Raw genomic sequence first — 26744 nt, 5'->3', positions numbered from 1 at the left:
TTCCTTTCCAAGTTCCAGCCTGATCGCTTGGTCGACGTGGTCAAGCAACGCCTGTTGCTGGATAGCGCCACTGCGTGAACGTTGAGCCGGCCAAGTATAAGCTTGGCTTTTGGCATGACGCGAGGCAGCAGGGATGTTTCTAAGTGAGTTGTATCGATACCCGGTGAAGTCGGGGCGGGCGCAAAGCCTGCAGACCGCAGCCGTGGGGTTGCTGGGCGTGCAAGGCGACCGCCGCTGGATGGTGGTCGAGGAGGAAAACGGACGCTTCCTGACCCAGCGTGCCTGGCCACAACTTGGCCAGATCGACGCGCGCGAAGACGACAGCGGTCAGTTGCTGCTACAGGCCCCTGGGCAGGATCTGTTGCAGGTGCCTGTGCCGCCTGCGGATGACGCCTTGCGCGGCGTGACCATCTGGCGCGATACCCTGCGTGTGCCGGACGCCGGCGATGCCGCGGCGGCCTGGCTGAGCGAGTTGCTGGGTAAAGCCGTACGCCTGGTGCATTGCCCGGAGCCGCGTGCGCGTTACCTGCCCAATGGTTATGGCTTCAACAGTGATCGGGCGGCGTTTCCGGATGGCTTCCCGTTGCTGTTGATTGGTCAGGGCTCGCTGGACGAGCTCAACCGGCGCATCGGCCGGCCCATGGAGATGCTGCGCTTTCGCCCCAACCTGGTGGTGCAGGGGGCAGCGCCGTTTGCCGAGGATGGTTGGAAGCGAATTCGTATAGGCAGCCTGGAATTTCGCGTGCTCAAGCCCAGTGTGCGGTGCATTTTCACCACCATCGATCCGGCTACCGGGGAGCGCAGTGCCGACCGTGAGCCGATGGCGACGCTCAAAACCTTTCGCGAGAAGGAGGGGGATGTGCTGTTCGGGCAAAACCTGGCGGTGGATGGCAGTGGGCGGTTAGAGGTAGGGATGCAGGTAGAGGTTCTGGAATAGCCGTGTTGCCAGCGCCAGCACTGGCCCTTGTAGGCGCGACACCAGGCCGCTCCTGCAAGGGCTGTACAGGCTCTGCAACCCTTACATGTCGTCGAAATACCGCTCATGCCAATCCACCAGCGGCTGTGGCGAATTCAGCTTCTGCCCGTAGATCACCGAATACGACAGCACGTTCTGCACATACTGGCGTGTTTCGTCGAACGGGATCGACTCCACCCATACATCGAAACTCAGGTGCTTGGCGCCTTTGAGCCACTGACGCACGCGCCCGGGGCCGGCGTTGTAGGCCGCCGAAGCCAGCACTCGATTGCCGTTGAATTGGCTGTGTACCTGGCTCAGGTAGGCCGCGCCCAGCTGGATGTTCTTGTCTGGGTTCAGCACTTGCGCGGGTGATGCCAGCGGGATGCTGAACTTGCGCGCGGTCTCTTTGGCGGTGGCCGGCATCAGTTGCATCAGGCCGCTGGCGCCCACCGGTGAGCGTGCGTCTTCCATGAAGGCGCTTTCCTGGCGGGTGATGGCGAATACCCAGCTCGAATGCAGGCCGCGAACTTTGGCCTCGCGTACCAGGGTGTCGCGGTGGGCCATCGGGAAGCGGATGTCCAGGTCGTCCCAGTACTGCGCCTGACTGATGGTACGGATAGCCGGGAAATACCAGCGCAGCTCATAGCCCAGGCGTGCCTGGGCAACCATTTCGTCGCGGGTGAAGTGACGGCTGACGTGGTACCACTCGCGGCGGCCTTCGACGATCTGGCCACGGGCGTGGAATTCCAATGCGCGTTGAATGCCGGGCGTATTGCGCACCTTTTTGACCAGTTGCGGGCTCAGCGGCAATGGCTTGTTGTTCAGTTGGTAAGGCGTCTGTGCCCGGTCGGCGGCCAGGAAACCATAGAAGTCGCGTTCACGCGCCACGGTCTTGTACAGCAGTGGAATCTGCGGGTTGTTTGGCTGTGCCAGCTCCAGGCTGCGAGCCTGCCAGTACTTCCAGCGGCTGCTGCTGGCCAGGTCCTGGGGCAGGCGTTTGGTCAACTCGTAGGCGTCTTCCCAGCGGCCCAGGCGCAGCAGCAGGCGCAGGCGCCATTCGCTGACGGTGTTGTCGCGCAGCTCGGGGTCGTAGCGGGTCATGAGGTCGAGCGCGCGCGGGTCGTAACGACGCGCCAGGGTCAGGCCGATTTCGCGGGCGATGGCCACCTTTTCGTCGCGGGAGAAGTGCATGCGCTGGGCGTAGTCGTCGAGTAGCGCCATGGCTCGCTCCGGGTCCTGCCGGGCCAGGCGACGAAGGCCGAGGCTGACCACGTCGGACATCGCTTCGTTGACCGGGGTGAAGCGTGACGGCTGGTTGAGCAGCTCGGGCTTCTGCGCCACGTCGACCAGCAGGCTCCCCTGCGGGCCGAGGGTAGTCAGGGTTTTGACCAGGTTGTTAGCCAGGCCATAGTTGCGTGCTTGGGCCGCCAGTTTGGTGCGTTCCCAGCGCTTGGCCTCGGTCAGCTGGCCTTCGGCTGCCCACATGCCGAACAGTGTGTCGCAGGCAGCGGGTTGCGACTTGCCGACGTTCCACAGCTTATCGGCGGTGGCGTAGCCTTCGGCGCGCAGGCCGTGGCTGAGCTGGTACTGGCCGTTGAGGCAGTCCAGTTCGGTGAAGTTGAGCTTGGGGTCGTAGTACTTGACGAAGGTGTCCCACTCGCCGCGCTCGGCCAGCCAGCGCAACCAACGCAGCTTCATCCAGTTGGCCTGGGGCAGGTCGCCATGCTTGGCGAGAAAACCTTCGATCTCCTGGTTGCTGGCGCTTTTCAGGCGGGCGGTGAGCTCGTCGTAGGCCAGGTAGGGCGTCAGCGGGTAGTCGCTCAGGGCCTGGGCATAGCGCAGGTAGGGGCCTTTGTCGCCTTTGGCCAGCGCACGCTTGGCCTCGTCATAATACTGGCGTTGCAGGGTCAGGTCGGTGGCCTGCGCCGCGCAGGTGGCGGCGGTAAGCAGCAGGCAGGATGCAATATGTAACAGGCGGCTGCGCATGATACGTCCGGGCAGTTGAACCATGGGGAAGTGACGGCGGAGCCAGCACTGTTGAAAGCTATTGCCTTAGCTTAGCCGTTTGCCGGCGGCGGGTGAAAGCACTGTGCTTGTATCGGGATATTAAGTTCGACCAGATGTCACCTGTCGCTCGCCGGTGGGGCTGGCGGGTGCCGTCGAGGCCCAAGTCAGGTAGAATGCGCGCCCGATTTATGGAGACCAACATGACCCTGCTCAAATTCAGCGATGTGTCCCTCGCATTCGGCGCCATGCCGCTGCTGGACAAAGTGTCCTGGCAGATCGCTCGTGGCGAGCGGGTGTGCATCATCGGCCGCAACGGCACCGGCAAGTCGAGCATGCTGCGCCTGGTCAAGGGCGAGCAGAAGGGCGATGACGGTGAAATCTGGCGTGCCCCTGGCCTGAAGATCGGCGAGCTGCCTCAGGAGCTGCCGGTGGCCGACGAGCGCACGGTGTTCGACGTGGTTGCCGCTGGCCTGGACGGTGTGGGCGAGTTGCTGGCGCAGTTCCATCACCTGAGCATGAACATCCAGGGCGACGAAGACCTGGAAAAACTCATGCACGTTCAGCACGAGCTGGAAGCCCGTGACGGCTGGCGCCTGCAGCAGGTGGTGGAAAGCACCCTGAGCCGCTTGCAGCTGCCGGCCGACAAGACCCTGGCCGAGTTGTCCGGTGGCTGGCGCCGCCGTGTGCTGCTGGCTCAGGCTCTGGTGTCCGAGCCCGACCTGCTGCTGCTCGATGAGCCAACCAACCACCTGGATATCGGCGCCATCGCCTGGCTTGAAGAGGCCCTGCGCGGCTTCAACGGCGCGGTGCTGTTCATTACCCACGACCGTTCCTTCCTGCAGAACCTGGCCACCCGTATCCTTGAGCTGGATCGCGGCGGCCTGATCGACTGGAACGGCGACTACGCCAGCTTCCTGGTGCACAAGGAGGCCGCATTGGCCGCCGAAGAAACCGCCAACGCGCTGTTCGACAAGCGCCTGGCCCAGGAAGAAGTGTGGATTCGCCAGGGTATCAAGGCCCGGCGTACCCGTAACGAAGGCCGCGTGCGTGCACTGAAGGCGTTGCGTGTGGAGCGTGGCGAGCGCCGTGAGCGCCAGGGCAAGGCCAACATCCAGATCGAAGCAGCGGACAAATCCGGCAAGCAGGTGATGGTGCTGGAAAATGTCAGCTTCCATCACAAGGACGGTCCCCTGCTGGTCAAGGATTTCTCCATGGTCCTGCAGCGCCAGGATCGTATCGGTCTACTGGGCGCGAATGGTACCGGCAAGACCACGTTGCTCAAGATGATGCTGGGCGACCTTGAGCCCACCGCGGGCAAAGTGGAGCGCGGTACCAAGCTTGAGGTGGCCTATTTCGACCAGATGCGCCACCAGCTCGACCTGGAAAAGACCGTGATCGACAACCTGGCCGAAGGCCGCGATTTCATCGAGATCGATGGTCAGAACCGCCACGTGCTGAGCTACCTTGGCGATTTCCTGTTCAGCCCCCAGCGTGCGCGCACGCCGGTCAAGGCGCTGTCGGGTGGTGAGCGTGCGCGGCTGCTGCTGGCCAAGCTGTTCAGCAAGCCGGCCAACCTGCTGGTACTCGACGAACCGACCAACGATCTGGATGTGGAAACCCTCGAGCTGCTCGAAGAGGTGCTGTCCAACTACAAGGGCACCGTGCTGATGGTCAGCCACGACCGGGCCTTCCTCGACAACGTCGTCACCAGCACCCTGGTGTTCGAAGGCGAGGGCAAGGTGCGTGAGTATGTGGGTGGTTACGAGGACTGGATTCGTCAGGGCGGCTCGCCGAAACTGCTGGGCGTGACCGAGAGCAAAGGTGGCAAGTCCGCACTCAACAGCGCGGTTGTGGAGAAGGTCGAGGCCAAGCCCGCGCCCGTTGCGGCACCGGTGGTGGAAGAGGCATCGAAAAAGAAACTCAGCTACAAGCTGCAGCGTGAGCTGGAGATGCTGCCAGGGCAGATCGACGAAGTTGAACAGCGCATGGCTGAGGCTCAGGAAGAAGTGAATGCGGCGGGCTTCTACCAGCGGCCGATCGCGGAAACCTCGGCAGTGCTGGCCAACATCGAGAAGCTGCAAGGTGAGCTGGATGCGTTGGTAGAGCGCTGGGCTGAGCTGGAAGGCTGATCGGCGTCAGCCAGATCTGGCCTCCTTGCGGGCAAGCCCGCGAAGAGGCCAGATCTGGTTAAGTCATTCTTTCTTCAGCAGGCGTACCGCCAGCACATCACACGGCGCGCCATGCAGCACGTCATTGGCCGTGGAGCCCAGCAGCAGCGCCAGACCATGACGGCCATGGCTGCCGACCACGATCAGGTCGCAGTTCTGGTCCTTGGCCAGCTGGTGGATTTCCTGGCGCGGTTGGCCGTAGGTCAAGTGGGAGTCGCCGCGCTTGATGTCCGGGTATTTATTGAACAGGCGGTCCATGCGCTCTTTGGCCTGGTCGAACTGCTGCTGTTGCAGTTGCGACAGGTCCATCGGCACGTCACCGCCAAATGCCATGGCCATCGGCTCGACGATGTGCACCAGCGAAACCTTGGCGTTCGAAGGCGCGGCCAGCGCCATGGCGCGCTTGATCACCGGGTCGCATTCTTCGGTCAGGTCGACGGCAACCAGAAGATGTTCGTAGGACATGAGCGGTACTCCTGACAATCGCGATAGAAGAAGTATGGTCGCTTTCGGGCGGGTCTACCGTGAAAAATGGCTAACCAGCTCATTTGCAACGCTTTATGGGATGTACTGATATGACGGTATTGCTGGTGGTGTCAATCCTTGCGCTGATTCTCAGCCCGCTTTCCTGGCTGCGCAGCTCGCGCAAGCAGAGCGAGCAGATGAAGCTGCGCCTGGAGGCGCGGCGCATGGGCCTGGCCATGCAACTGGCGCCGCAGCAGTGGCCGCACTGGCTGGAAAAGGAGCCGCCAAGCCCTTGCCCGCAGTACCACCGGGCCAGGCGCCGTGGGCATGAGGACAGCTTTAGCTTCTGGCAGGTCAGCCCGGGGGTGTGGTGGAACCAGTGGCGCGAACCCTGCGAAGACCCGCGCTTCATGGAGGCGTTGGCGCGCCTGCCGGCGAGCGTCTACAAGGTCGAGGCCGATGCGCGGATGATTGCCTTGTACTGGACCGAACGGGGCGATACGGCTGTATTGCAGGATGTTGCCTACGCCCTCGAAACCCTGGCCTGAGTCCTGCCTTGCTCCCGCAGGGTAGGCGTCACGCGCGATAAACCTGTTCTCAAACGACAAAGCGGCGGCTTGGCAGAACCCTGAAGGGGTGGGGTGCCAAGTCGCCGCTTTGCGTTCTGCTGCGCAGAAAAGGCCAGGCAGGCCGGGTATTCATTCAAGCAAGTGCCAGTGTAGCCGCCCGCGCTTGCCACGCAAGCCGAAAGTTGCAGCACACTGCCAGCGCGTGTGGTCAATCGCTGACATGAATGCTCGGCGATCACTGTCATCATGTTTTGTACCCATCCGATACAAAATGACTGGAAAGTCGCGTTTTCCCCGTGCTCGTGAGCATTTGACAACGCCGATCTTTTCGGAGAATGTGTGCACACCCAAATCAAACGGGCGTATGAATTGAGCGTTTGTATGTCATGACGCCAAGCCATACTTCCGACTAGCGCGCTGACGGGTGTGCCTGGGGCAGGGCAGCTAGGCCTGCTTTTGCTGCAGCGATCGGCGTGTACAGTTCAGCTTCCATATCGTGGAGATCAGTTGATGATTTACGAAGGTAAAGCCATCACGGTTAAGGCTCTTGAAAGTGGCATCGTCGAGCTCAAGTTCGACCTCAAGGGTGAGTCCGTCAACAAGTTCAACCGCCTGACCCTGAACGAGCTGCGCCAGGCCGTCGAAGCCATCCAGGCCGACGCCTCGGTCAAGGGCGTGATCGTCAGCAGTGGCAAGGACGTGTTCATCGTCGGCGCCGACATCACCGAGTTCGTCGACAACTTCAAGCTGCCCGAGGCCGAACTGGTCGCCGGCAACCTGGAAGCCAACCGCATCTTCAACGCCTTCGAAGACCTCGAAGTGCCCACCGTTGCCGCCATCAACGGCATCGCCCTGGGCGGCGGCCTGGAAATGTGCCTGGCAGCCGACTACCGGGTCATGTCCAGCAGCGCCAAGATCGGCCTGCCAGAAGTCAAGCTGGGTATCTACCCTGGCTTCGGCGGCACCGTGCGTCTGCCACGCCTGATCGGCTCGGACAACGCCATCGAGTGGATCGCCGCCGGCAAGGAAAACCGTGCCGAGGACGCCCTGAAAGTGGGTGCCGTTGACGCCGTGGTCGCCCCTGAGCTGCTGCTGGCCGGTGCTCTCGACCTGATCAAGCGCGCCATCAGTGGCGAGCTGGATTACAAGGCCAAGCGCCAGCCAAAGCTGGAGAAACTCAAGCTCAACGCCATCGAGCAGATGATGGCCTTCGAGACCGCCAAGGGCTTTGTCGCCGGCCAGGCCGGGCCGAACTACCCAGCCCCGGTCGAAGCCATCAAGTCCATTCAGAAAGCCGCCAACTTCGGTCGCGACAAAGCGCTGGAAGTCGAAGCCGCAGGCTTTGCCAAGCTGGCCAAGACTTCGGTCGCCGAGAGCCTGATCGGCCTGTTCCTCAACGACCAGGAGCTCAAGCGCAAGGCCAAGGCGCATGACGAAATCGCCCATGACGTGAAGCAGGCCGCCGTGCTCGGCGCCGGCATCATGGGTGGCGGCATTGCCTACCAGTCGGCGGTCAAGGGCACCCCGATCCTGATGAAGGACATCCGCGAGGAAGCCATCCAGCTGGGCCTGAACGAGGCCTCCAAGCTGCTCGGCAACCGCGTCGAGAAGGGCCGCCTGACCCCGGCCAAGATGGCCGAGGCACTCAACGCCATTCGCCCGACCTTGTCCTATGGCGATTTCGCCAATGTCGACATCGTCGTCGAGGCCGTGGTCGAGAACCCGAAGGTCAAGCAAGCGGTACTGGCGGAAGTGGAAGGCCAGGTGAAGGACGATGCGATCCTCGCCTCCAACACTTCGACCATTTCCATCAACCTGCTGGCCAAGGCGCTCAAGCGCCCGGAAAACTTCGTCGGCATGCACTTCTTCAACCCGGTGCACATGATGCCGCTGGTGGAAGTGATTCGTGGCGAGAAGTCCAGTGAAGTGGCGGTTGCCACCACCGTGGCCTACGCCAAGAAAATGGGCAAGAACCCGATCGTGGTCAACGACTGCCCGGGCTTTTTGGTCAACCGCGTGCTGTTCCCTTACTTCGGCGGCTTCGCCAAGCTGGTCAGTGCCGGTGTCGACTTCGTGCGCATCGACAAGGTAATGGAAAAGTTCGGCTGGCCGATGGGCCCGGCCTACCTGATGGACGTGGTCGGTATCGACACCGGCCACCATGGTCGCGACGTAATGGCCGAAGGTTTCCCGGACCGCATGAAGGACGAGCGCCGCTCGGCCGTCGATGCGCTGTACGAGGCCAACCGCCTGGGCCAGAAGAATGGTAAAGGCTTCTACGCCTACGAAACCGACAAGCGCGGCAAGCCGAAGAAGGTCTTCGACGCCACCGTGCTCGATGTGCTCAAGCCGATCGTGTTCGAGCAGCGTGAAGTCACCGACGAAGACATCATCAACTGGATGATGGTCCCGCTGTGCCTGGAGACCGTGCGCTGCCTGGAGGACGGCATCGTCGAAACCGCTGCCGAAGCCGATATGGGCCTGGTCTACGGCATTGGTTTCCCTCCCTTCCGCGGTGGTGCGCTGCGTTACATCGACTCGATCGGTGTTGCCGAATTCGTCGCCCTGGCCGATCAGTATGCCGATCTGGGGCCGCTGTACCACCCGACCGCCAAGCTGCGTGAAATGGCCAAGAACGGCCAGCGCTTCTTCAACTGAGCGGTCAACGAGCTAGAGCGAGAGATTTGATATGAGCCTGAATCCAAGAGACGTGGTGATTGTCGACTTCGGTCGCACGCCAATGGGCCGCTCCAAGGGTGGCATGCACCGTAATACCCGCGCCGAAGACATGTCGGCGCACCTGATCAGCAAGTTGCTGGAACGCAACGGCAAGGTTGACCCGAAAGAAGTCGAGGACGTGATCTGGGGCTGCGTCAACCAGACCCTGGAACAGGGCTGGAACATCGCCCGCATGGCGTCGCTGATGACCCAGATCCCGCACACCTCTGCGGCCCAGACCGTCAGCCGTCTTTGCGGTTCGTCGATGAGCGCGCTGCACACTGCCGCCCAGGCGATCATGACCGGTAACGGTGATGTGTTCGTGGTCGGTGGCGTGGAGCACATGGGGCACGTCAGCATGATGCACGGCGTCGATCCCAACCCGCACCTGTCCTTGCATGCCGCCAAGGCTTCCGGGATGATGGGCCTGACTGCAGAAATGCTCGGCAAGATGCATGGCATCACCCGTGAGCAGCAGGACCTGTTCGGCGTGCGTTCGCACCAGTTGGCCCACAAGGCCACGGTCGAAGGCAAGTTCAAGGACGAGATCATCCCGATGCAGGGCTATGACGAGAACGGCTTCCTGAAGGTGTTCGATTTCGACGAAACCATTCGCCCGGAAACCACCCTCGAAGGCCTGGCGTCGCTCAAGCCGGCGTTCAACCCGAAAGGGGGGACTGTCACGGCCGGTACCTCGTCGCAGATCACTGACGGCGCATCGTGCATGATCGTCATGTCCGGCCAGCGTGCCATGGACCTGGGGATCCAGCCATTGGCAGTGATCCGTTCGATGGCGGTGGCCGGTGTCGATCCGGCGATCATGGGCTACGGCCCGGTGCCTTCGACCCAGAAAGCCCTCAAGCGTGCCGGCCTGACCATGGCCGACATCGACTTCATCGAGCTCAACGAAGCCTTCGCTGCACAGGCCCTGCCAGTGCTGAAAGACTTGAAAGTGCTCGACAAGATGGATGAGAAGGTTAACCTGCACGGCGGCGCGATTGCCTTGGGCCACCCGTTCGGTTGCTCCGGGGCGCGGATTTCCGGCACCCTGCTCAACGTCATGAAGCAAAATGGCGGTACGCTGGGGGTGGCGACCATGTGCGTCGGCCTGGGGCAAGGTATCACCACTGTCTTCGAACGCGTCTGATCGCGTAGCAGGACAGCAGCCGGGGCCATGTGCCCCGGTTTTGTTTTTTTCAGGTTTTTTCAAGAGGGTGTGCAACATGCAGATACAACCAGGCGTATACCGGCATTACAAAGGGCCTGAGTACCGTGTCTTCAGTGTTGCGCGGCACTCCGAAAGCGAAGAGTGGATGGTGTTCTACCAATGCCTGTATGGTGATTACAGCTTCTGGGTGCGCCCCCTTTCGATGTTCCAGGAGTGCGTCGAGGTTGACGGCGAGCAGGTGCCACGCTTTGCTTTGGTCAAGGCCGAAGAAGGGCTGCCTGGGTTGCTGGGCAAGTCGCACGAGTGATCGTCCGAGCTTGACCTCACACTTTTGCCACTATATATAGCGGTGCCGCGTCTGGCACCTGACGTGTTTTTCATCTTCAGATTCAGGAATACTCCGATCCATGGGCAAATCGCTGGTCATTGTGGAATCCCCGGCCAAGGCCAAGACCATCAACAAGTACCTGGGCAACCAGTACGTGGTGAAGTCGAGTATCGGCCATATCCGAGACCTCCCCACCAGCGGTTCGGCCAGCGCGAGCAAAGAGCCGGCCGCCAAGCGTGGCAAGGCCGCGGGTGAGGCTCCGGCCCTTTCGCCGAAAGAAAAAGCTCGTCGCCAGCTGGTAGCGCGCATGGGTGTCGACCCCGACCATGGCTGGAAGGCGAAGTACGAAATCCTGCCTGGCAAGGAAAAGGTGATCGAAGAACTGCGCCGCCTGGCCAAGGATGCCGACACCATCTATCTCGCAACCGACTTGGATCGCGAGGGGGAAGCCATTGCCTGGCACCTGCGCGAGGCCATCGGCGGCGACGACACCCGCTACAAGCGCGTGGTGTTCAACGAAATTACCAAGAAGGCCATTCAGGAGGCCTTCTCGCAGCCGGGCGAGCTGGACATCGACCGGGTCAACGCCCAGCAGGCGCGGCGCTTCCTTGACCGCGTGGTCGGTTACATGGTCTCGCCACTGCTGTGGGCCAAGATTGCCCGTGGCCTGTCCGCTGGCCGTGTGCAGTCGGTAGCGGTCAAGCTGGTGGTGGAGCGCGAGCGTGAAATCCGCGCGTTCATCCCGGAAGAGTACTGGGAGATCCACGCCGACCTCGGCACCGCGAAGAACGCCAAGGTGCGTTTTGAGGTGGCGCGCGAGAAGGGCGAGGCCTTCAAGCCGCTGAACGAAGCCCAGGCCATGGCTGCGCTAGAGAAGCTGAAGGCTTCCAGCTACAGCGTGGTCAAGCGTGAAGATCGCCCGACCAGCAGCAAACCGTCGGCGCCGTTCATTACTTCGACCCTGCAGCAGGCAGCCAGTAACCGCCTGGGCTTTGGGGTAAAGAAAACCATGATGATGGCCCAGCGCTTGTACGAAGCCGGCTACATCACTTACATGCGTACCGACTCGACCAACCTGTCGGCTGATGCCCTGGACATGGCGCGCAGCTACATCGAGCGTGAATTCGGCAAGCAGTACCTGCCGGAAGCGCCGCTGGTATACGGCAGCAAGGAAGGCGCCCAGGAGGCGCACGAAGCGATTCGTCCTTCTGACGTGAATACCCACCCGACCAAGCTCAGTGGCATGGAGCGTGACGCCGAGCGCCTGTACGAGCTGATCTGGCGCCAGTTCCTGGCATGCCAGATGCCGCCTGCGCAGTACCTGTCCACCAGCGTTACCGTGGCTGCCGGTGATTTCGAGCTGCGTGCCAAGGGTCGTATCCTCAAGTTCGACGGTTACACCCGTGTGCTGCCACAGCAAAGCAAGCCGGGCGAAGACGACGTGCTGCCAGAAATGGTTCAGGGTGAAGCGCTAAAGCTGATCCAGATCGACCCGAGCCAGCACTTCACCAAGCCACCGGCGCGCTTCACCGAAGCCAGCCTGGTCAAGGAAATGGAAAAGCGCGGCATCGGCCGCCCATCGACCTACGCGGCGATCATTTCCACCATTCAGGACCGTGGCTATGTGACCCTGCACAACCGCCGCTTCTACTCCGAGAAGATGGGCGATATCGTCACCGAGCGCCTGTCGGAGAGCTTCTCCAACCTGATGGACTATGGCTTTACCGCCGACATGGAAGAGAACCTCGACGACGTGGCCCAGGGCGAGCGTGACTGGAAGAACGTGCTCGACGAGTTCTACGGCGACTTCAGCAAGAAGCTGCAGACTGCCGAGTCCAGCGAAGACGGCATGCGCGCCAACCAGCCGACCATGACCAACATTCCGTGCAAGGAATGTGGCCGGCCAATGATGATCCGCACCGCGTCCACCGGTGTGTTCCTGGGTTGCTCGGGTTACACCTTGCCGCCAAAAGAGCGCTGCAAGGCCACCGTCAACCTGGTGCCGGGCGACGAAATTGCCGCTGATGACGAGGGCGAATCGGAGTCGCGCGTGCTGCTGGGCAAGCACCGTTGCCCGATCTGCGCCACGGCGATGGACGCTTACCTGCTGGATGAGAAGCACAAGCTGCACATCTGCGGTAACAACCCCGATTGCGTTGGCTATGAGATCGAAGAGGGCAGCTACCGCATCAAGGGTTACGAAGGGCCTAGCCTGGAGTGCGACAAGTGCGGCAGCGAGATGCAATTGAAGACCGGTCGTTTCGGCAAGTTCTTCGGCTGCACCAACCCGGCATGCAAGAACACCCGTAAGCTGCTCAAGAGTGGCGAGGCGGCACCACCGAAGATGGACAAGGTGGACATGCCGGAGCTCAAGTGCGAGAAGGTCGACGACACCTATGTGCTGCGCGACGGTGCTTCGGGGTTGTTCCTGGCTGCCAGCCAGTTCCCTAAAAACCGCGAAACCCGCGCGCCGCTGGTGCTCGAGATCGTGCCGCACAAGCATGAGATCGACCCGAAGTACCACTTCCTGTGCGATGCGCCGCAGAAAGACCCAGATGGCCGCCCGGCGGTAATTCGCTACAGCCGCAAGACCAAGGAGCAGTACGTGCAGTCCGAGGTCGATGGCAAGCCGACCGGCTGGAAGGCGTTCTACGACGGTAATGCGTGGAAGGTTGAAGACAAGCGCTGATCGTTTGGCGTTGTAATTGGGGCCGCTCTTCGCGGCCCCAATCATTTATGATGCAGCTATCCGCCTTGCAGCCTCATGGGAGCACACTGAAATGGCCCAGGAACTCTATACCCGCACCAATCAGAAACTGTTTTTTGCCGGTCTCGCCCTGGAATCCATGGCCAAGGCCGAACAAAGCCAGGCCATGAATGCCCAGGGCCTGGTCCAGGCCGAGCGCGAGTCGGCGCTGTTCCATCTGTATGGTGCGCTGCTGGGGCTGTGCCATGAAATTGGTGGCTTCTACCGCTTGCCGGTGGTTGCAGGGGTCGAGCAAGCCCTGGCTGACGACGCCCTGAGCGGCATCGCCATTCCGGAAGTGGCAGAGTTGCTGGAATTGGCTCGCCAGCGTGAAACGTGGCTGGCGCAAATGCTCGGTGCTTATGCCGATTTGTTCCGACCACCGGTCGCCAGGAAAGCGCCGAAAACCGACGTTACCCAACCCCTGATTCAAGCGGTCAATCTCGATGAACCTGAGCCTGCAGCGCTGTCGCGTGCCGAGCTGGAAAGCTGGCGCAACAACCTCAAGGGCTTGGTGAGACGTTTCCGCGACGCGTTGAGTGAGTGCTGATAGCCGCAGCGGCTGGTACAATAACGGCCTTTCGCGGAGAACTGCCATCTATGTCTACGTCTTTTCTGGAAATTGTCGAGTTGCCTGATGGCCGCATCGAACTGCGTCGCGCCGAGGATGAGGGCTCTCTGGTAACCCTGGATTTCTCGGAAGACGCCAAGGTGTTCCTGCAGGGGCAGCATGTGGAAGTGGCCAAGGCCATGCTCAGTGTGGGCGTGCAGATGGCCGGTCGCCTGATGGATGGCGAGCTCGAGCGTGATGAAGGGCCGCGCGTGCTGCACTGAGGGTGCAGCGGCGTATCAAGCTTTTTGAATTACCAGGCAAAGCCTGGACATCAGCCGAGGCGGATGTTCAGGCTTTGTGCGTTTCCGGTGCTGGCTGCGCGCAGAAGTTGCTGGCGTGAGGTGGCGTTGACGTTGCCCAGCCAGCTGACCACAGTGTGACTGAGGCCAAGGCGCAAAGCTTCGCAGGCCAGTTGCAGTGGGCTTTGATTGCTGCGGGGTTGCAGCAGCAGAATACGTTCACGGTTGAGCCCAGCATCGCGTAACCAGGCCTGTGTCAGGCTCGATGGCGGAGCGATCAGGGTCAGCCAGCGGGCCTCATCTTCTTCGCTCAGCTCGCGCAGGACGGGTGCCAGCAGGCTTTGGCAGTGCTCTGGGGCACCGCGTAGCGACAATTCGCTGAAGAGGTCCGGCTGGCTGCTCTTGCGTGCCAGTTCACTGGCTTTCAGGCCAGGTAGCACGGGTTGGGCGAGGAATGCTTCGAACAGGGGCAACTGGGCTTGCTCGGGTGCGTGAATGAACTGCTGCATGACGCCTCCTGGATCAGCGGCGAATGACGCCGACGCTCAAGCCCTCGATCACCAGCTCCTGTTCTTTCAGGTCGACTTCGATGGGGGCGAATTCGGGGTTTTCGGCAAGCAGCCAGACCTTGCTGCCTTCGCGCTTGAAGCGCTTGACGGTGACTTCGTCGCCGATGCGCGCTACCACGATTTGGCCGTTACGCGCTTCGCGGCAGGTGTGTACCGCCAGCAGGTCGCCATCGAAGATGCCGACGTCCTTCATGCTCATGCCGTGTACGCGCAGCAAATAGTCGGCCTGGGGGTGGAAGAAGGCAGGGTTGATGTTGCAGGATTGCTCGATGTGCTGTTCGGCAAGAATCGGCGCGCCAGCAGCAACCCGGCCGATGATCGGCAGGCCGCTTTCTTCGGCTTTGGTTTCCAGGCCAGGAATGCGGATGCCGCGCGAGGCGCCTGGCGTCATTTCGATCGCGCCCTTGCGGGCGAGGGCCTTGAGGTGCTCCTCGGCGGCGTTGGGCGATTTGAAACCCAGCTCCTGAGCGATTTCGGCGCGGGTCGGCGGGAAGCCGTTGTCTTCCAGGCAGCGCTTGATGAACGCGAGAATTTCGGCTTGGCGTGGCGTCAGTTTCAACATGGTGAGCGCTCTGTCTTTTTGTACAGTGACTGGGATTATATACAGTACTGGATGCGCTGCAAGCCAAAAGGCGCAATAAACAGTACAGGTGGCGCTTGCAGCCGGGCGTCTGGCACTTTTAAATGGCGACCGCCCGGTCACCGAGCCTTGACAGAAGCAGGGCTGAAACGTATGTTTCAAACACTTGTTTGTCTGGCGGAGTAGTCGGAGTAGTCATGGCCCAATCGGAAACCGTTGAACGCATTCTCGATGCTGCCGAGCAGCTGTTCGCGGAAAGGGGGTTCGCCGAAACCTCGTTGCGGCTGATTACCAGCAAGGCCGGGGTCAACCTGGCGGCCGTCAACTATCACTTCGGCTCCAAGAAGGCACTGATTCAGGCGGTGTTCTCGCGCTTCCTCGGCCCGTTCTGCACCAGCCTCGAGCGTGAGCTGGAGCGGCGCCAGGCCAAGCCGGAGCACAAGCCGACCCTCGAAGAACTGCTGGAAATGCTGGTAGAGCAGGCGTTGGCCGTGCAGCCGCGCAGCAACAACGACCTGTCGATCTTCATGCGCCTGCTGGGCCTGGCGTTCAGCCAGAGCCAGGGCCACCTGCGGCGTTATCTGGAAGACATGTACGGCAAGGTGTTCCGCCGCTACATGCTGCTGGTCAACGAGGCTGCGCCACGCATTCCGCCACTGGAGCTGTTCTGGCGCGTCCACTTCATGCTTGGTGCTGCGGCCTTCAGCATGTCCGGTATCAAGGCCCTGCGGGCGATTGCCGAGACCGACTTTGGTATCAACACCTCGATCGAGCAGGTGATGCGCCTGATGGTGCCGTTCCTGGCTGCAGGCATGCGCGCCGACAGCGGTGTCACCGACGATGCCATGGCCACTGCGCAGTTGCGCCCGCGCACCAAGATCAGTAGCGCCACAGCCAAGGCCTGAAGGCTGGGCGAGGCAGGGCGCTTCGGCTAAGCTAGCGCTCATGCCCGATCTCGATCTGCTGCACATCTCCCTTGCTGATCAATGCCTGTACGGTTTTGCCCGTGGTCAGCTGCGCGTGCGTGTGCCGGTTTCCACGGCGCGCAACGGTGCCGGTGAGCGCAATGGTTCAGGCTGCACGCCGCGTGGCATGCATCAGGTGCGGGCGAAGATTGGCGCGGGGCTGCCGCTGAATGCGGTATTGGTCGGGCGGCGCTGGGCTGGAGAGGTGTGGTCGCCGGAGTTGCATGCGAAAAATCCAGATCGCGACTGGATCCTCACTCGCATCCTCTGGCTCAGCGGCTGCGAACCCGGTGTCAACCGCCTGGGCGCGGTCGATACGTTTCGCCGCTATATCTACCTGCACGGCACCCCTGACACGGAACCCATGGGCATAGCGTTGTCCCATGGCTGCATACGCCTGCGCAACACCGACTTGCTAAGCCTGTTCGAGCGGGTGCCGGCCCATTGCCCGGTACGTATCGAGCAAGCCGCCTGCCCCCAGTGGGCGTCTCTGAAGTTTTCAATGAAGGATTACCCATGACCGTCAGCCTGCAAGGCTCCCTGATGGTGGATATCGCCGGTAAATGGCTGACCGCCGAAGACCGTCACCTGTTGCGTCAGCCCGAAGTGGCTGGCCTGATCATTTTTGCCCGCAACATCGACAGCCCGCGTCAGGTGCGCGAGTTGTGCGCGTCGATCCGCGCTATTCGCCCCGAGCTGATCCTGGCGGTGGACCAGGAAGGTGGCCGCGTACAGCGCCTGCGCCAGGGCTTTGTGCGGCTGCCAGCCATGCGCGCGCTGGCCGACAATGACAATGCCGAATACCTGGCCGAGCAGTGTGGCTGGCTGATGGCGACCGAGGTATTGGCGGTTGGCCTGGACCTCAGTTTTGCCCCTGTGCTCGACCTGGATCACCAGCGTAGTGCCGTGGTTGGCAGCCGAGCCTTCGAGGGGGACCCGCTGCGTGCCACGCAACTGGCCGGGGCGTTCATTCGTGGTATGAATGCGGCCGGCATGGCGGCCTGTGGCAAGCACTTCCCTGGGCACGGCTGGGCCGAGGCGGACTCGCATGTGGCGATCCCTACCGATGAGCGCAGCCTGGAGCAACTGCGCCAGGCCGACCTGGTGCCGTTCACCCGCCTGAGCGGGCAGTTGGCGGCAGTGATGCCGGCGCATGTCATCTACCCGCAGGTCGATAACCAGCCAGCTGGCTTCTCGCGGCGTTGGCTGCAGGACATCCTGCGTGGTGAGCTGGGCTTTGACGGGGTGATTTTCAGCGATGATCTGTCGATGGCCGGTGCGCATGTGGTGGGGGACGCGGCCAGTCGTATCGAGGCGGCGTTAAGCGCCGGCTGTGACATGGGCCTGGTATGCAATGACCGGGCGGCGGCAGAGCTGGCGCTGAGTGCGGCACAGCGCATGAAGGTCAAGCCGTCGCCGCGGATTGCGCGTATGCGCGGGCAAGGGTTTGCGCGGACCGATTACCGTCAGCAGCCGCGCTGGCTGGAGGCATTGGGTGCGTTGAAGGACGCTCAGCTGGTCGATTGATCGCGCTGGCCTCTTCGCGGGCACGCTCGCGAAGAGGCCGGTACAGGCAGCAGAAGGTGCGGCCTCAACGCCCGCGCTTTCCAGGCAGCGGCGCAAACAGTGCCTCGATTTCTTCGTCGCCAAGCCGCCACTGCCCGGCTTGGCCGCCGTCCAGCAAGCTGGCCGCCAGCGCCGCCTTTTCCTGCTGCAACAGCTGAATCTTCTCTTCCACCGTCCCCCGGGTAATCAGCTTGAACACGAACACTGGCTTGTCCTGGCCAATGCGGTAGGCGCGGTCGGTGGCCTGGTTTTCGCTGGCCGGGTTCCACCAGGGGTCGAAGTGGATCACGGTGTCCGCAGCTGTCAGGTTCAAGCCCACGCCCCCCGCCTTGAGGCTGATCAGGAACACTTCGCTGTCACCCTGCTGAAACTGCCGCACGGGTGTGCGACGGTCGCGCGTGTCGCCGGTCAGCAAGCTGTAGCGGATCTTGCGCTTTTCCAGCTCCTGTTCGATCAGCGCCAGCATCGAGGTGAACTGCGAGAACAACAGCACGCGGCGGCCTTCGCTGAGCAGCTCTTCGAGCATTTCCAGCAGTGCACCCAGCTTGCCCTTGTCGGCCTGGTTGCCTTTGCTTTCCACGCCCTTGACCAGGCGCAGGTCGCAGCATACCTGGCGCAGCTTGAGCAGCGCGTCGAGGATGACGATCTGGCTGCGTGCGGCGCCATTGCGGGCAATTTCGTCGCGGACCTTCTGGTCCATGGCCACGCGCACGGCCTCGTAGGTATCGCGCTGGGCGTCGCTGAGTTCGACCCAGTGCACCATCTCGGTCTTGGCCGGCAGTTCGGTGGCCACCTGTTCCTTGGTGCGGCGCAGCAGGAACGGGCGGATGCGGCTGGCCAGGTGGGCCATGCGCTCGCTGTCGCCGTGGCGCTCGATCGGCGCGCGGTAGTCCTGGTTGAAGCGTTTGAGGTCGCCCAGCCAGCCGGGCATCAAGAAGTGGAAGATCGACCACAGCTCGCCCAGGTTGTTTTCCATCGGCGTACCGGTCAGGCACAGGCGCTGGCCGGCCTGCAGCTCGCAGACGGCGAGGGCGGCCTTGCTGGTGCTGCTCTTGATGTTCTGCGCCTCGTCCAGTACCAGGACGTGCCAGGCCTGCGTGCGCAGGTGTTCGAGGTCGCGTGGCATCAGGGCGTAGGTGGTCAGGACCAGATCGTACTCATGCAGCGTGGCAAAATGCTTGCTGCGCCCCGGCCCATGCAGTGCCAGTACGCGCAGATCGGGGGCGAAGCGCTGGGCTTCGTCGAGCCAGTTGGGTATCAGGCTGGTGGGCATGACCGCCAGTGCCGGTGTACTCAAGCGCCCGGATTCTTTCTCCAGCAGCAAGTGGGCCAAGGCCTGCAGGGTCTTGCCCAGGCCCATGTCGTCGCCCAGGATGCCACCGGTGCCCATCTCGCGAAGGGCCTGCAACCAGTTCAGGCCTTGTTGCTGGTAGGGGCGCATGCTGGCCTGCAGCCCTGTCGGTGGTTCAACCTGCAAATCACGGGCATCGCGCAGGCGCCGGCCCAGGTCGCGAACGTGCTCGCCGCCTTCCCATTGCAGGGGCAGGCCTTCGATTTCGTTCAGGCGCGCGGCGTCGGCACGTTCCATGCGCAGGGACGGGCCGGTTGTGTGTTCGTGCAGGTAGAGCTCGCCCAGGGTGGCCATGACCGCTTTGACGCGGCCATACGGGAGGGCGACGCGCAGGGCCGGGCTGTCCAGGCGACCACGGTTGAGGTCGATCAGCAGGTGCTCGTCGTCACTGCGCCGGGCCAGTTCGCTGGGGCGCAGCAGCTCTGGGCTGCTGCGTAGCAGTTGCAACACGATCGGCAGCAGGCTGTGACGCTGGCCATCGACCACAATGCCAAGCTCCAGGTCGAACCATTCATGGCCGGGCGCCTCGTCGATGCTCGCATACCAGTCGTCCACCTCCTGCAGGTTGAAGGCGAAGTCGCGCTGGACGTCTATGTTCCAACCGGCATGGCGCAAGCGCGGCAGGCCTTCGCGGGCGAAACGCAGCCAGGCCTCGTCGTCGGGTAGCTGGAACATTTCGCCGGCGCTGTCGGGCAGCGCCTTGCTCTGCCGGGTGGCGGCCTTGAAGCCCAGGTCGCGTAACACCTTGCGCAGGGCCTGTTCGGCTTGCGGCTGGCGGCGGATGCGCTGGCTGGTGTTGCCGACCAGGCGGGTCAGCGGCTTTTCGTCGTTACCGCTGGTACGCAGGTCGTCGTAGTCGAATGCCAGCGCGGCACGGTGTTGCAGTTGTCGCTGCATACGGCCGGTCTTGGGCATGTAGGCGCTGAATTCGAGGCTGCCCAGCGTCAGTCGCCCTTTTGGCGTGATGTCTTCGATATGTTCGGTGCTCACGGCAGTCGGCGTGGGGACGTGACGGTTCAAGGCGTTCAATCGGTGACTCAAGGGGATGACCAGATGCTCCGGCACGATGGGCGCGCGCGCAAGCTGGCTGGCAATGAAGGGGTCGAGGTCGTGGCGCAGTTTGCCGGTCAAATGCCGCTGTCGGTCGACATAGTGCATGGGCTCGATGGGCACTGCCCGCAACTGCTGGTGATCATCGTGGTACCAGGCGCCACGGTAGCTGCCATTGTCCAGCCTGACCCAGCGAAACTCGGCATGCAGCTCCGGCCCAGGGGACAGTGGCGCCAAGTCGTCCTCAAATAGCAGGCGACCGGTGGCCAGGGCATAGCTGTAGAGCTCCCCGCCCTGCTTGCCTTCCAGTTGCGCCATGGGCGTAGTGGTTTCGCTGCGCGAATCAATCAGGCGCAAAAGCCGCGCATCGTCTTCTGTGACGTAGCGAGGTGTGTAGTAGAGCATTTCGGGCATCGATGTGATGCGACCGATCTTCAAGGTGTCGTCTGCCTGTCGGGTGCCCTTGATCGGCTCGAGTCGCCAGACGCCGTGATCCACGTGAATGCGGTAATAGATTGCCGGGCCTTTGCGTGCTGGCCCTTGAGGCGATGCAGGTTGGGAGGGGGACTCAAGGGTTTGCACCCACAGGTTGAGGTCCGGTGGCAGCGACAGGGCGGATTGTTCATGGGGGCCTGCGGCGTCGAGGCCGTCCTGCAATTGCAGCAGCGCCGCGACGCAGTGTTTGCAGTTGAGCCCAACTGGGCAGCTGCAGCGCCCAAATACCCGCAGGTCCCCGTAGTTAACGACCAGCCGGATGTTCTGCTGGTAGGTCTCGCCTGTGGAGCCCTTGCAGATGGCTTCGATCGTTGCGCCGTGCAGCGACAGGATGCGTGCTCGCTCTTGCGCAGCATAGCTGCGGCCTCGTGCCATCGTGCCGGCTTCGATGAAGTCGACCCACCCCGGATAGGCCCTCAGCAGTTGCTGCGCATCGCCATCGCTCACATCACTGCTCCATCATCTCCGGGTCCATCACCGGCATTTTCGGCGTGCCCGGCGGTGTCACCTTCAGCAGCACCGCCAGGTGCCCACCGTCGAGGAAGGTCAGCTGGCCGCCCTTGACGTTGCTGTTGCTCTGCTTGAACTGCTCGCTTTGCAGTACGTTGCCGTTGCTGTCCAGCTGGTTGACCCAGAAGTTGGCCTCGACCGCGATGAAGCGGCCTTCAGCGACGCTGAGGTTGCCCTCGATAGGGAAGTGGCCGAACCGCTCGGCGCCTTCGCCCAGCGCGATGCGGCTGGGCTCGCTGCCTACTTGCTGTTGCCAGGCCTTGTGCAGCAGCACGGTGTAGTCGGCGGTGGCTTCCAGGCGGGTGGCTTCGTCTTCCAGCGCCAGGCGGCGTTCGGCGTCTTTTGCCAGGCGCGGGGCGCCGGCGCTCCAGTCTTCGGGGGCGAACGGGCTGGTGAAGGCGGGCACGCTGTTCTGCCGCACCAGAATCATTTCTACCTGATACAGGCCTTCGGCGAAGGCAGCTGGGGCGAACAGCGCCAGCAGCAAGGTCAGGCAACGGATGGCACGCATGGGTCTTCCTTAGGCAGGCTGTGGGGTCAGGCGCTCGAACAGCGCCTCCAGGGTATTGAAGCGTTCGTCGGGGCGTTCCATCGGCACCAGGAAACGGAACTGGGTAGCACCTTCGAACTTGTATCGTTTGGGCTGGCCCTGGATCAGCTTGATCAGGGTCAGCGGGTCGACCGGGGTTTCGGCTTCGAACTCGAGCTTGCCGCCATTGGGGCCGGCATCGACTTTCTTGATGCCGAGCTTTTCCGCGTGCAGCTTGAGCGAAGTCAGGCGCATCAGGTTCTTGGTTGGCTCGGGCAGCAAGCCGAAGCGGTCGATCATCTCGACCTGCAGGTCCTTGAGGCCTTCCTCGTCGGCAGCCGAGGCGATGCGTTTGTACAGGATCAGCCGCGCATGCACGTCGGGCAGGTAGTCCTCGGGGATCAGCGCCGGCAGGCGCAGGTTGATCTCCGGGCCGCCGCCCAGTGGTTGTTCAAGGTTTGGCTGGGTGCCTTTACGGATTGCCTTGACCGCGCGCTCGAGCATTTCCATGTACAGGGTGAAGCCCACGGCCTGGATCTGCCCGCTCTGGCCTTCGCCCAGCAGCTCGCCGGCACCGCGGATTTCCAGGTCGTTGGTGGCCAGCACAAAGCCCGCGCCCAGGTCCTGGGTGTTGGCGATGGCTTCCAGGCGCTTTTCGGCGTCGGCACTGACCTTCTGCCGGGTCGGCGTGAGCAGGTAGGCGTAGGCCTGGTGGTGGCTACGGCCAACTCGGCCGCGCAGCTGGTGCAACTGGGCCAGGCCGAACTTGTCGGCACGTTCGATGACGATGGTGTTGGCGCTGGGCACGTCGATGCCGGTTTCGATGATGGTCGAGGCTACCAGCACGTTGAAGCGCTTGTGGTAGAAGTCGCTCATCACCTGTTCCAGCTCGCGTTCGCGCATTTGCCCATGGCCAATGCCGATGCGTGCCTCGGGCACCAGCTCGGCGAGGTCGGCGGCGCATTTTTCGATGGTTTTCACATCGTTGTGCAGGTAGTAAACCTGGCCGCCGCGCAGCAACTCACGCAGCAGCGCTTCCTTCACCGTGCTCTTGTTCTGCTCCATGACGAAGGTGCGCACGGACAGGCGGCGCGCCGGCGGCGTGGCGATGATGGACAGGTCGCGCATGCCCGCCACAGCCATGTTCAGCGTGCGCGGAATCGGCGTGGCGGTCAGGGTGAGAATGTCGACCTCGCTGCGCAGGGCCTTGAGCTGTTCCTTCTGGCGCACGCCAAAGCGGTGTTCTTCGTCGATGATGGCCAGGCCCAGGTCCTTGAAGCGCACATCGTCCTGCAGCAGCTTGTGGGTGCCGATGAGAATGTCGATCTTGCCTTCGGCAAGGTCGGCGGCAGCGGCGGCCACTTCCTTGGCCGACTTGAAGCGGCTCATCACCTCCACCGTCACCGGCCAGTCGGCGAAGCGGTCGCGGAAGCTGTTGTAGTGCTGCTGGGCCAAAAGGGTGGTGGGCACCAGTACGGCCACCTGGCGGCCGCTGTGCACGGCGATGAATGCCGCGCGCATGGCCACTTCGGTCTTGCCGAAGCCCACATCGCCGCAGACCAGGCGGTCCATCGGCTTGGGCGCCAGCATGTCGGCACGCACGGCTTCGATGGCGGCCTGTTGGTCCGGGGTTTCCTCGAACGGGAAGCCAGCGCTGAAGGTGGCGTAGTCGGCTGACGGGTCGGCAAATGCATAGCCCTTGCGTGCGGCGCGACGGGCATAGATGTCGAGCAGCTCGGCGGCCACGTCGCGCACCTGTTCGGCGGCTTTTCGCTTGGCTTTCTGCCAGGCCTCCGAGCCCAGCCGGTGCAGCGGTGCCAACGCATCGTCGCTGCCGGTGTAGCGGGCGATCAGGTGCAGGTTGGCCACTGGCACGTACAGCTTGGCGTTCTCGGCGTATTCCAAGGTGAGAAATTCGGCGGCCTGGCCGTCGATTTCCAGCGTGGCCAGGCCCAGGTAGCGACCAACGCCATGGTCGATGTGCACCACCGGTGCGCCTTCGCGCAGCTCGGTGAGGTTCTTGATGACTGCATCGTTGGCGGTTTCGCCACGTTTGTCACGGCGCCGGCGTTGCATCACCCGCTGGCCGAACAGCGGGCTTTCGGCGACCAGGGCCAGGCCTGGGTCGTCCAGCAGCAGGCCGTCGTCCAGCGGCGCGATGGTGATTGCCAGGCGCTCGCTGCCGGTAACGAAGTCGTCCCAGCCGTCGACGGTATGCGGGCGCAGCTTCAGCCGCTCGAGCAGCTCCAGCAGCACTTCACGGCGCCCCGCCGATTCGGCGGTGAACAGCACGCGGCCGGGGAACTGGTCGAGGAAGTTGGCCAGCTCGGCCAGCGGCTGGTTGGCCTTGGCTTCGATGGCCAGGTTGGGTAGCGCGCGTGCCGGAAAGCGTTCGCGACCCGCACCTGGGTCGAGGTCTTCGCTGCTGACCACCACCCGAGGCCATTGTTTGAGCTGGGCGAAGCAGTCCTCCACCGGCAGGAACAGTTCGGCCGGTGGCAGCAGCGGCCGGCTGAGGTCGCCACGGCGGTCTTCATAGCGCCCACGCACGTCGTTCCAGAAGTGTTCGGCGGCCTGTTCCACGCCAGGCAGCGAGAACACCTGGGTGTCGGCCGGCAGGTAGTCGAACAGGGTCGAAGTTTCTTCGAAGAACAGCGGCAGGTAGTACTCGATGCCAGCGGGAATAATGCCGCTGGCCAGGTCCTGGAAGATCGCGCTGCGGCGGAAATCGACATCGAAGCGCTCGCGAAAGCGTGCCTTGAAGCGGGTCACTTCCTCTTTCTGCATCGGGAATTCACGCGCCGGCAGCAGGCGTACCGAATCCACCTTGTCGATCGAGCGTTGGGTCTCGGGGTCGAAGGTGCGCAGCGTCTCGATCTCGTCATCGAACAGGTCGATGCGGTAGGGCAGCTTGCTGCCCATCGGGAACAGGTCGATCAGCGCGCCGCGCACGGCGAACTCGCCATGCTCGTAGACGGTGTCGACGCAGCGATAGCCGCTGGCCTCCAGGCGCGTGCGCATCTGTTCCACATCGATGGTCTGGCCCACATCCAGCACCAGGCTGCTGCCCAGCAGGAAGCGCGTGGGTGCCAGGCGGTGCAGGGCGGTGGTGATCGGCACCACGAGGATGCCGTGGCTCAGTTCCGGCAGGCGGTACAGGCTGGCGATGCGCTGGGAAATGATGTCCTGGTGCGGCGAGAACAGGTCGTAGGGCAGGGTTTCCCAATCGGGGAACGGCAGCACCGGCAGGTCCGGGGCGAAGAAGCGCAGCTCCTGCTCCAGACGGTCGGCGGCCTGGCTGTCGGCTGTCAGCAGCAGGGTGAAGCGGCCAGCGCTGGTGGCGGCCTCGGCGATGGCAAGGCTGAGGGCGGCACCGGGCAGGTTGCCCCAGGTTTGTTTGCCGGCCGTGGCCGACATGTGCGGAAGGCGCAGAACTGACACGGGAGATTGCACTCCAAGCGTTGCGGCAAAGAGACCGATTGTACCGGTGACGGTGCCGGCTGTCAGGCTCGAAAGGGCGTGAACGCTGGCTTGCGTCACTGCGACAGGCGCTCATTGCCGGTTCTGCGTTGGGGCGTCATAATGTAGCCCCTTTTTTCTGTCCCTACATGTGGAAGGTTCCCGTGACTCAGAAGCCCGACCAGTGTCTTGGTGAGTGGATTGATCGTGAAGCTCTGGCTGAAGCGATGATCCCGCTTATCGGTCAGCTCTACCGCAACAACAACGTGGTGAGCTCGATTTATGGCCGTAGCCTGATCAACCGTTCGGTTATCTCGATCCTCAAGGCGCACCGCTTTGCGCGTCATCGTCAAACCGACGAAACCGAACTGTCCGTCCACGAGACATTCCCCCTGCTCAAAGCCATGAGCGAGCTGAAACTGGGCGCCGCTTCGGTCGACCTGGGCAAGCTGGCCAACAAGTTCAAGCAGGAAGGCAATGGCCGCACTGCCGAGCAGTTCGTCCGTGAAGAGCTGGCCGACGTGGTTGGCCAGCAGAACGCTTCGGCGCGCAAAGGCACCGACGTCGTGCTGTACGGCTTCGGCCGCATCGGCCGCCTGCTGGCGCGCATCCTGATCGAGAAGACCGGTGGCGGCGACGGCCTGCGCCTGCGTGCCATCGTCGTGCGCAAAGGCGCCGAGAACGACCTGGTCAAGCGTGCCAGCCTGCTGCGCCGTGACTCGGTGCACGGCCCGTTCGATGGCACCATCACCATCGATGAAGCCAACAACACCATCACCGCCAACGGCAACCTGATCCAGGTTATCTACGCCAAGAGCCCGAGCGAAGTCGACTACACCCAGTACGGCATCGACAACGCGCTGATCGTCGACAACACCGGCGTATGGCGTGATGCCGACGGCCTGGGCCAGCACCTGGCCTGCCCGGGCGCTGCCCGCGTGATCCTCACCGCACCTGGCAAGGGCGCGCTGAAGAACATCGTGCATGGCATCAACCACGGTGACATCGCTGCCGATGACAAGATCATCTCGGCTGCTTCGTGCACCACCAACGCCATCGTGCCGGTGCTCAAGGCCATCAACGACCAGTACGGTATCGTTAATGGCCACGTCGAAACCGTTCACTCGTTCACCAACGACCAGAACCTGATCGACAACTTCCACAAGGGCAGCCGCCGTGGCCGTGCCGCGCCGCTGAACATGGTCATCACCGAAACCGGCGCCGCCACCGCTGCTGCCAAGGCTCTGCCAGTGCTGAAAGGCAAGCTGACCGGCAATGCCATTCGCGTACCGACGCCGAACGTTTCGATGGCCATCCTGAACCTGAACCTGGAAAAGGCCACGACTCGCGACGAGATCAACGAGTACCTGCGCCAGACCGCCATGCACTCGGAACTGCACAAGCAGATCGACTACGTGGCCTCGCAGGAAGTGGTTTCGACCGACTTCGTGGGCTCGCGCCACGCCGGTGTGGTTGACGCAGAGGCGACCATCGCCAACGACAACCGCGTTGTCCTGTACGTGTGGTACGACAACGAATTCGGTTACAGCTGCCAGGTGGTTCGTGTGATGGAAGACATGGCCGGTGTGAACCCGCCAGCGTTTCCACGCTGATTCGCTTGTAAGGCAATAAAAAAACGGGAACCTTCGGGTTCCCGTTTTTTTTGCCTGGAGTAAGTTGTGTGGCGCCTG

At 62.7% G+C, this 26744-nt stretch carries 20 protein-coding genes; 13 read left to right on the top strand and 7 right to left on the bottom strand.

What is annotated here, in order from left to right; all coding sequences use genetic code 11:
• The first annotated feature begins 133 nt into the window (after positions 1-133).
• The gene (locus APH35_RS20040) at positions 134-937 is read left to right on the top strand and encodes an MOSC domain-containing protein (RefSeq protein WP_012271337.1); all 804 of its coding nucleotides are present in this window, start codon (positions 134-136) and stop codon (positions 935-937) included.
• Positions 938-1018: 81 nt separating this feature from the next.
• On the opposite strand, the gene APH35_RS20035 is transcribed toward APH35_RS20040, so the two are convergent.
• On the bottom strand, positions 1019-2944 hold the full coding sequence (locus APH35_RS20035) for a transglycosylase SLT domain-containing protein (RefSeq protein ID WP_012271338.1): 1926 nt from the start codon (positions 2942-2944) through the stop codon (positions 1019-1021).
• 221 nt (positions 2945-3165) lie between these two features.
• Here APH35_RS20035 and APH35_RS20030 point away from each other — a divergent pair, with 221 nt between their 5' ends.
• A complete protein-coding gene (locus APH35_RS20030) occupies positions 3166-5094 on the top strand; it encodes an ATP-binding cassette domain-containing protein (RefSeq protein ID WP_012271339.1) in 1929 nt (642 codons plus the stop codon).
• A gap of 63 nt (positions 5095-5157) precedes the next feature.
• Here the strand turns inward: APH35_RS20030 and APH35_RS20025 are convergent, their stop codons facing one another.
• The gene (locus tag APH35_RS20025; protein WP_012271340.1) at positions 5158-5598 is read right to left on the bottom strand and encodes a universal stress protein; all 441 of its coding nucleotides are present in this window, start codon (positions 5596-5598) and stop codon (positions 5158-5160) included.
• 110 nt (positions 5599-5708) lie between these two features.
• Here APH35_RS20025 and APH35_RS20020 point away from each other — a divergent pair, with 110 nt between their 5' ends.
• The 7 genes from APH35_RS20020 (at position 5709) to APH35_RS19990 (ending at position 13961) form a co-directional block, all read left to right on the top strand.
• Positions 5709-6146, top strand: a complete 438-nt coding sequence (locus tag APH35_RS20020) for a hypothetical protein (RefSeq protein ID WP_012271341.1) — start codon at positions 5709-5711, stop codon at positions 6144-6146.
• A 531-nt stretch (positions 6147-6677) separates the two neighbouring features.
• On the top strand, positions 6678-8825 hold the full coding sequence (fadB, locus tag APH35_RS20015; RefSeq protein WP_060515337.1) for a fatty acid oxidation complex subunit alpha FadB: 2148 nt from the start codon (positions 6678-6680) through the stop codon (positions 8823-8825).
• A 31-nt stretch (positions 8826-8856) separates the two neighbouring features.
• Positions 8857-10032 carry an acetyl-CoA C-acyltransferase FadA gene (fadA, locus tag APH35_RS20010; protein ID WP_012271343.1) on the top strand — a complete coding sequence of 392 codons (1176 nt, stop codon included), beginning with the start codon at positions 8857-8859 and terminating at the stop codon, positions 10030-10032.
• Positions 10033-10108: 76 nt separating this feature from the next.
• Positions 10109-10360, top strand: coding sequence for a DUF1653 domain-containing protein (locus tag APH35_RS20005; protein ID WP_012271344.1), 252 nt, complete (start codon positions 10109-10111; stop codon positions 10358-10360).
• A gap of 100 nt (positions 10361-10460) precedes the next feature.
• Complete coding sequence (gene topA, locus APH35_RS20000; RefSeq protein WP_012271345.1) at positions 10461-13070, top strand: type I DNA topoisomerase; 2610 nt, start codon at positions 10461-10463, stop codon at positions 13068-13070.
• Positions 13071-13161: 91 nt separating this feature from the next.
• Positions 13162-13677 carry a DUF6586 family protein gene (locus APH35_RS19995; protein ID WP_012271346.1) on the top strand — a complete coding sequence of 172 codons (516 nt, stop codon included), beginning with the start codon at positions 13162-13164 and terminating at the stop codon, positions 13675-13677.
• 50 nt (positions 13678-13727) lie between these two features.
• Complete coding sequence (locus APH35_RS19990) at positions 13728-13961, top strand: hypothetical protein (RefSeq protein WP_003248777.1); 234 nt, start codon at positions 13728-13730, stop codon at positions 13959-13961.
• A 50-nt stretch (positions 13962-14011) separates the two neighbouring features.
• On the opposite strand, the gene sulA is transcribed toward APH35_RS19990, so the two are convergent.
• Positions 14012-14488, bottom strand: coding sequence for an SOS-induced cell division inhibitor SulA (sulA, locus tag APH35_RS19985; protein ID WP_012271347.1), 477 nt, complete (start codon positions 14486-14488; stop codon positions 14012-14014).
• 13 nt (positions 14489-14501) lie between these two features.
• Positions 14502-15110 carry a transcriptional repressor LexA gene (lexA, locus tag APH35_RS19980; RefSeq protein ID WP_012271348.1) on the bottom strand — a complete coding sequence of 203 codons (609 nt, stop codon included), beginning with the start codon at positions 15108-15110 and terminating at the stop codon, positions 14502-14504.
• 215 nt (positions 15111-15325) lie between these two features.
• Between lexA and APH35_RS19975 the strand changes: the two genes are divergently transcribed.
• From APH35_RS19975 to nagZ, 3 genes are read left to right on the top strand one after another with little or no spacing between them, the layout of a single operon-like run.
• Positions 15326-16033, top strand: coding sequence for a TetR/AcrR family transcriptional regulator (locus tag APH35_RS19975; RefSeq protein WP_012271349.1), 708 nt, complete (start codon positions 15326-15328; stop codon positions 16031-16033).
• Positions 16034-16073: 40 nt separating this feature from the next.
• Complete coding sequence (locus tag APH35_RS19970; RefSeq protein ID WP_012271350.1) at positions 16074-16613, top strand: L,D-transpeptidase; 540 nt, start codon at positions 16074-16076, stop codon at positions 16611-16613.
• A gap of 8 nt (positions 16614-16621) precedes the next feature.
• The gene (gene nagZ / locus APH35_RS19965) at positions 16622-17620 is read left to right on the top strand and encodes a beta-N-acetylhexosaminidase (protein WP_177335381.1); all 999 of its coding nucleotides are present in this window, start codon (positions 16622-16624) and stop codon (positions 17618-17620) included.
• A gap of 64 nt (positions 17621-17684) precedes the next feature.
• Here nagZ and APH35_RS28480 read toward each other — a convergent pair whose 3' ends face one another.
• Genes APH35_RS28480 through mfd form a run of 3 tightly spaced genes read right to left on the bottom strand, consistent with a single transcriptional unit; the run spans position 17685 to position 25035 of the window.
• Positions 17685-21002, bottom strand: coding sequence for a DEAD/DEAH box helicase (locus APH35_RS28480; protein WP_082425838.1), 3318 nt, complete (start codon positions 21000-21002; stop codon positions 17685-17687).
• Between the two features lies 1 nt (position 21003).
• Positions 21004-21576: a CsiV family protein gene (locus APH35_RS19955; protein WP_012271353.1), complete on the bottom strand. Its 573-nt coding sequence runs from the start codon at positions 21574-21576 to the stop codon at positions 21004-21006.
• A 9-nt stretch (positions 21577-21585) separates the two neighbouring features.
• On the bottom strand, positions 21586-25035 hold the full coding sequence (gene mfd / locus APH35_RS19950) for a transcription-repair coupling factor (protein WP_041166435.1): 3450 nt from the start codon (positions 25033-25035) through the stop codon (positions 21586-21588).
• A gap of 167 nt (positions 25036-25202) precedes the next feature.
• Here mfd and APH35_RS19945 point away from each other — a divergent pair, with 167 nt between their 5' ends.
• A complete protein-coding gene (locus APH35_RS19945; protein ID WP_012271355.1) occupies positions 25203-26666 on the top strand; it encodes a glyceraldehyde-3-phosphate dehydrogenase in 1464 nt (487 codons plus the stop codon).
• Positions 26667-26744: the final 78 nt, after the last annotated feature.

The sequence above is a fragment of the Pseudomonas sp. NBRC 111132 genome (assembly GCF_001320565.1).
GTDB classification, from domain to species: Bacteria; Pseudomonadota; Gammaproteobacteria; order Pseudomonadales; family Pseudomonadaceae; genus Aquipseudomonas; species Aquipseudomonas putida_P.
The sequence above is the reverse complement of the archived record's forward strand: the minus strand, read 5'-3'. Positions and strand labels throughout refer to the sequence as shown.

Bases quoted from the DNA above. Each gene is read 5' to 3' on its own strand.
- topA (WP_012271345.1), top strand. From the start codon at position 10,461: ATGGGCAAATCGCTGGTCATTGTGGAATCCCCGGCCAAGGCCAAGACC.
- APH35_RS20025 (WP_012271340.1), bottom strand. From the start codon at position 5,598: ATGTCCTACGAACATCTTCTGGTTGCCGTCGACCTGACCGAAGAATGC.
- fadB (WP_060515337.1), top strand. From the start codon at position 6,678: ATGATTTACGAAGGTAAAGCCATCACGGTTAAGGCTCTTGAAAGTGGC.
- sulA (WP_012271347.1), bottom strand. From the start codon at position 14,488: ATGCAGCAGTTCATTCACGCACCCGAGCAAGCCCAGTTGCCCCTGTTC.
- APH35_RS19970 (WP_012271350.1), top strand. From the start codon at position 16,074: ATGCCCGATCTCGATCTGCTGCACATCTCCCTTGCTGATCAATGCCTG.
- APH35_RS19990 (WP_003248777.1), top strand. From the start codon at position 13,728: ATGTCTACGTCTTTTCTGGAAATTGTCGAGTTGCCTGATGGCCGCATC.
- fadA (WP_012271343.1), top strand. From the start codon at position 8,857: ATGAGCCTGAATCCAAGAGACGTGGTGATTGTCGACTTCGGTCGCACG.
- APH35_RS19945 (WP_012271355.1), top strand. From the start codon at position 25,203: ATGTGGAAGGTTCCCGTGACTCAGAAGCCCGACCAGTGTCTTGGTGAG.
- lexA (WP_012271348.1), bottom strand. From the start codon at position 15,110: ATGTTGAAACTGACGCCACGCCAAGCCGAAATTCTCGCGTTCATCAAG.
- APH35_RS19995 (WP_012271346.1), top strand. From the start codon at position 13,162: ATGGCCCAGGAACTCTATACCCGCACCAATCAGAAACTGTTTTTTGCC.
- APH35_RS20030 (WP_012271339.1), top strand. From the start codon at position 3,166: ATGACCCTGCTCAAATTCAGCGATGTGTCCCTCGCATTCGGCGCCATG.
- APH35_RS20035 (WP_012271338.1), bottom strand. From the start codon at position 2,944: ATGCGCAGCCGCCTGTTACATATTGCATCCTGCCTGCTGCTTACCGCC.
- APH35_RS20020 (WP_012271341.1), top strand. From the start codon at position 5,709: ATGACGGTATTGCTGGTGGTGTCAATCCTTGCGCTGATTCTCAGCCCG.
- APH35_RS19955 (WP_012271353.1), bottom strand. From the start codon at position 21,576: ATGCGTGCCATCCGTTGCCTGACCTTGCTGCTGGCGCTGTTCGCCCCA.
- APH35_RS20005 (WP_012271344.1), top strand. From the start codon at position 10,109: ATGCAGATACAACCAGGCGTATACCGGCATTACAAAGGGCCTGAGTAC.
- APH35_RS20040 (WP_012271337.1), top strand. From the start codon at position 134: ATGTTTCTAAGTGAGTTGTATCGATACCCGGTGAAGTCGGGGCGGGCG.
- APH35_RS19975 (WP_012271349.1), top strand. From the start codon at position 15,326: ATGGCCCAATCGGAAACCGTTGAACGCATTCTCGATGCTGCCGAGCAG.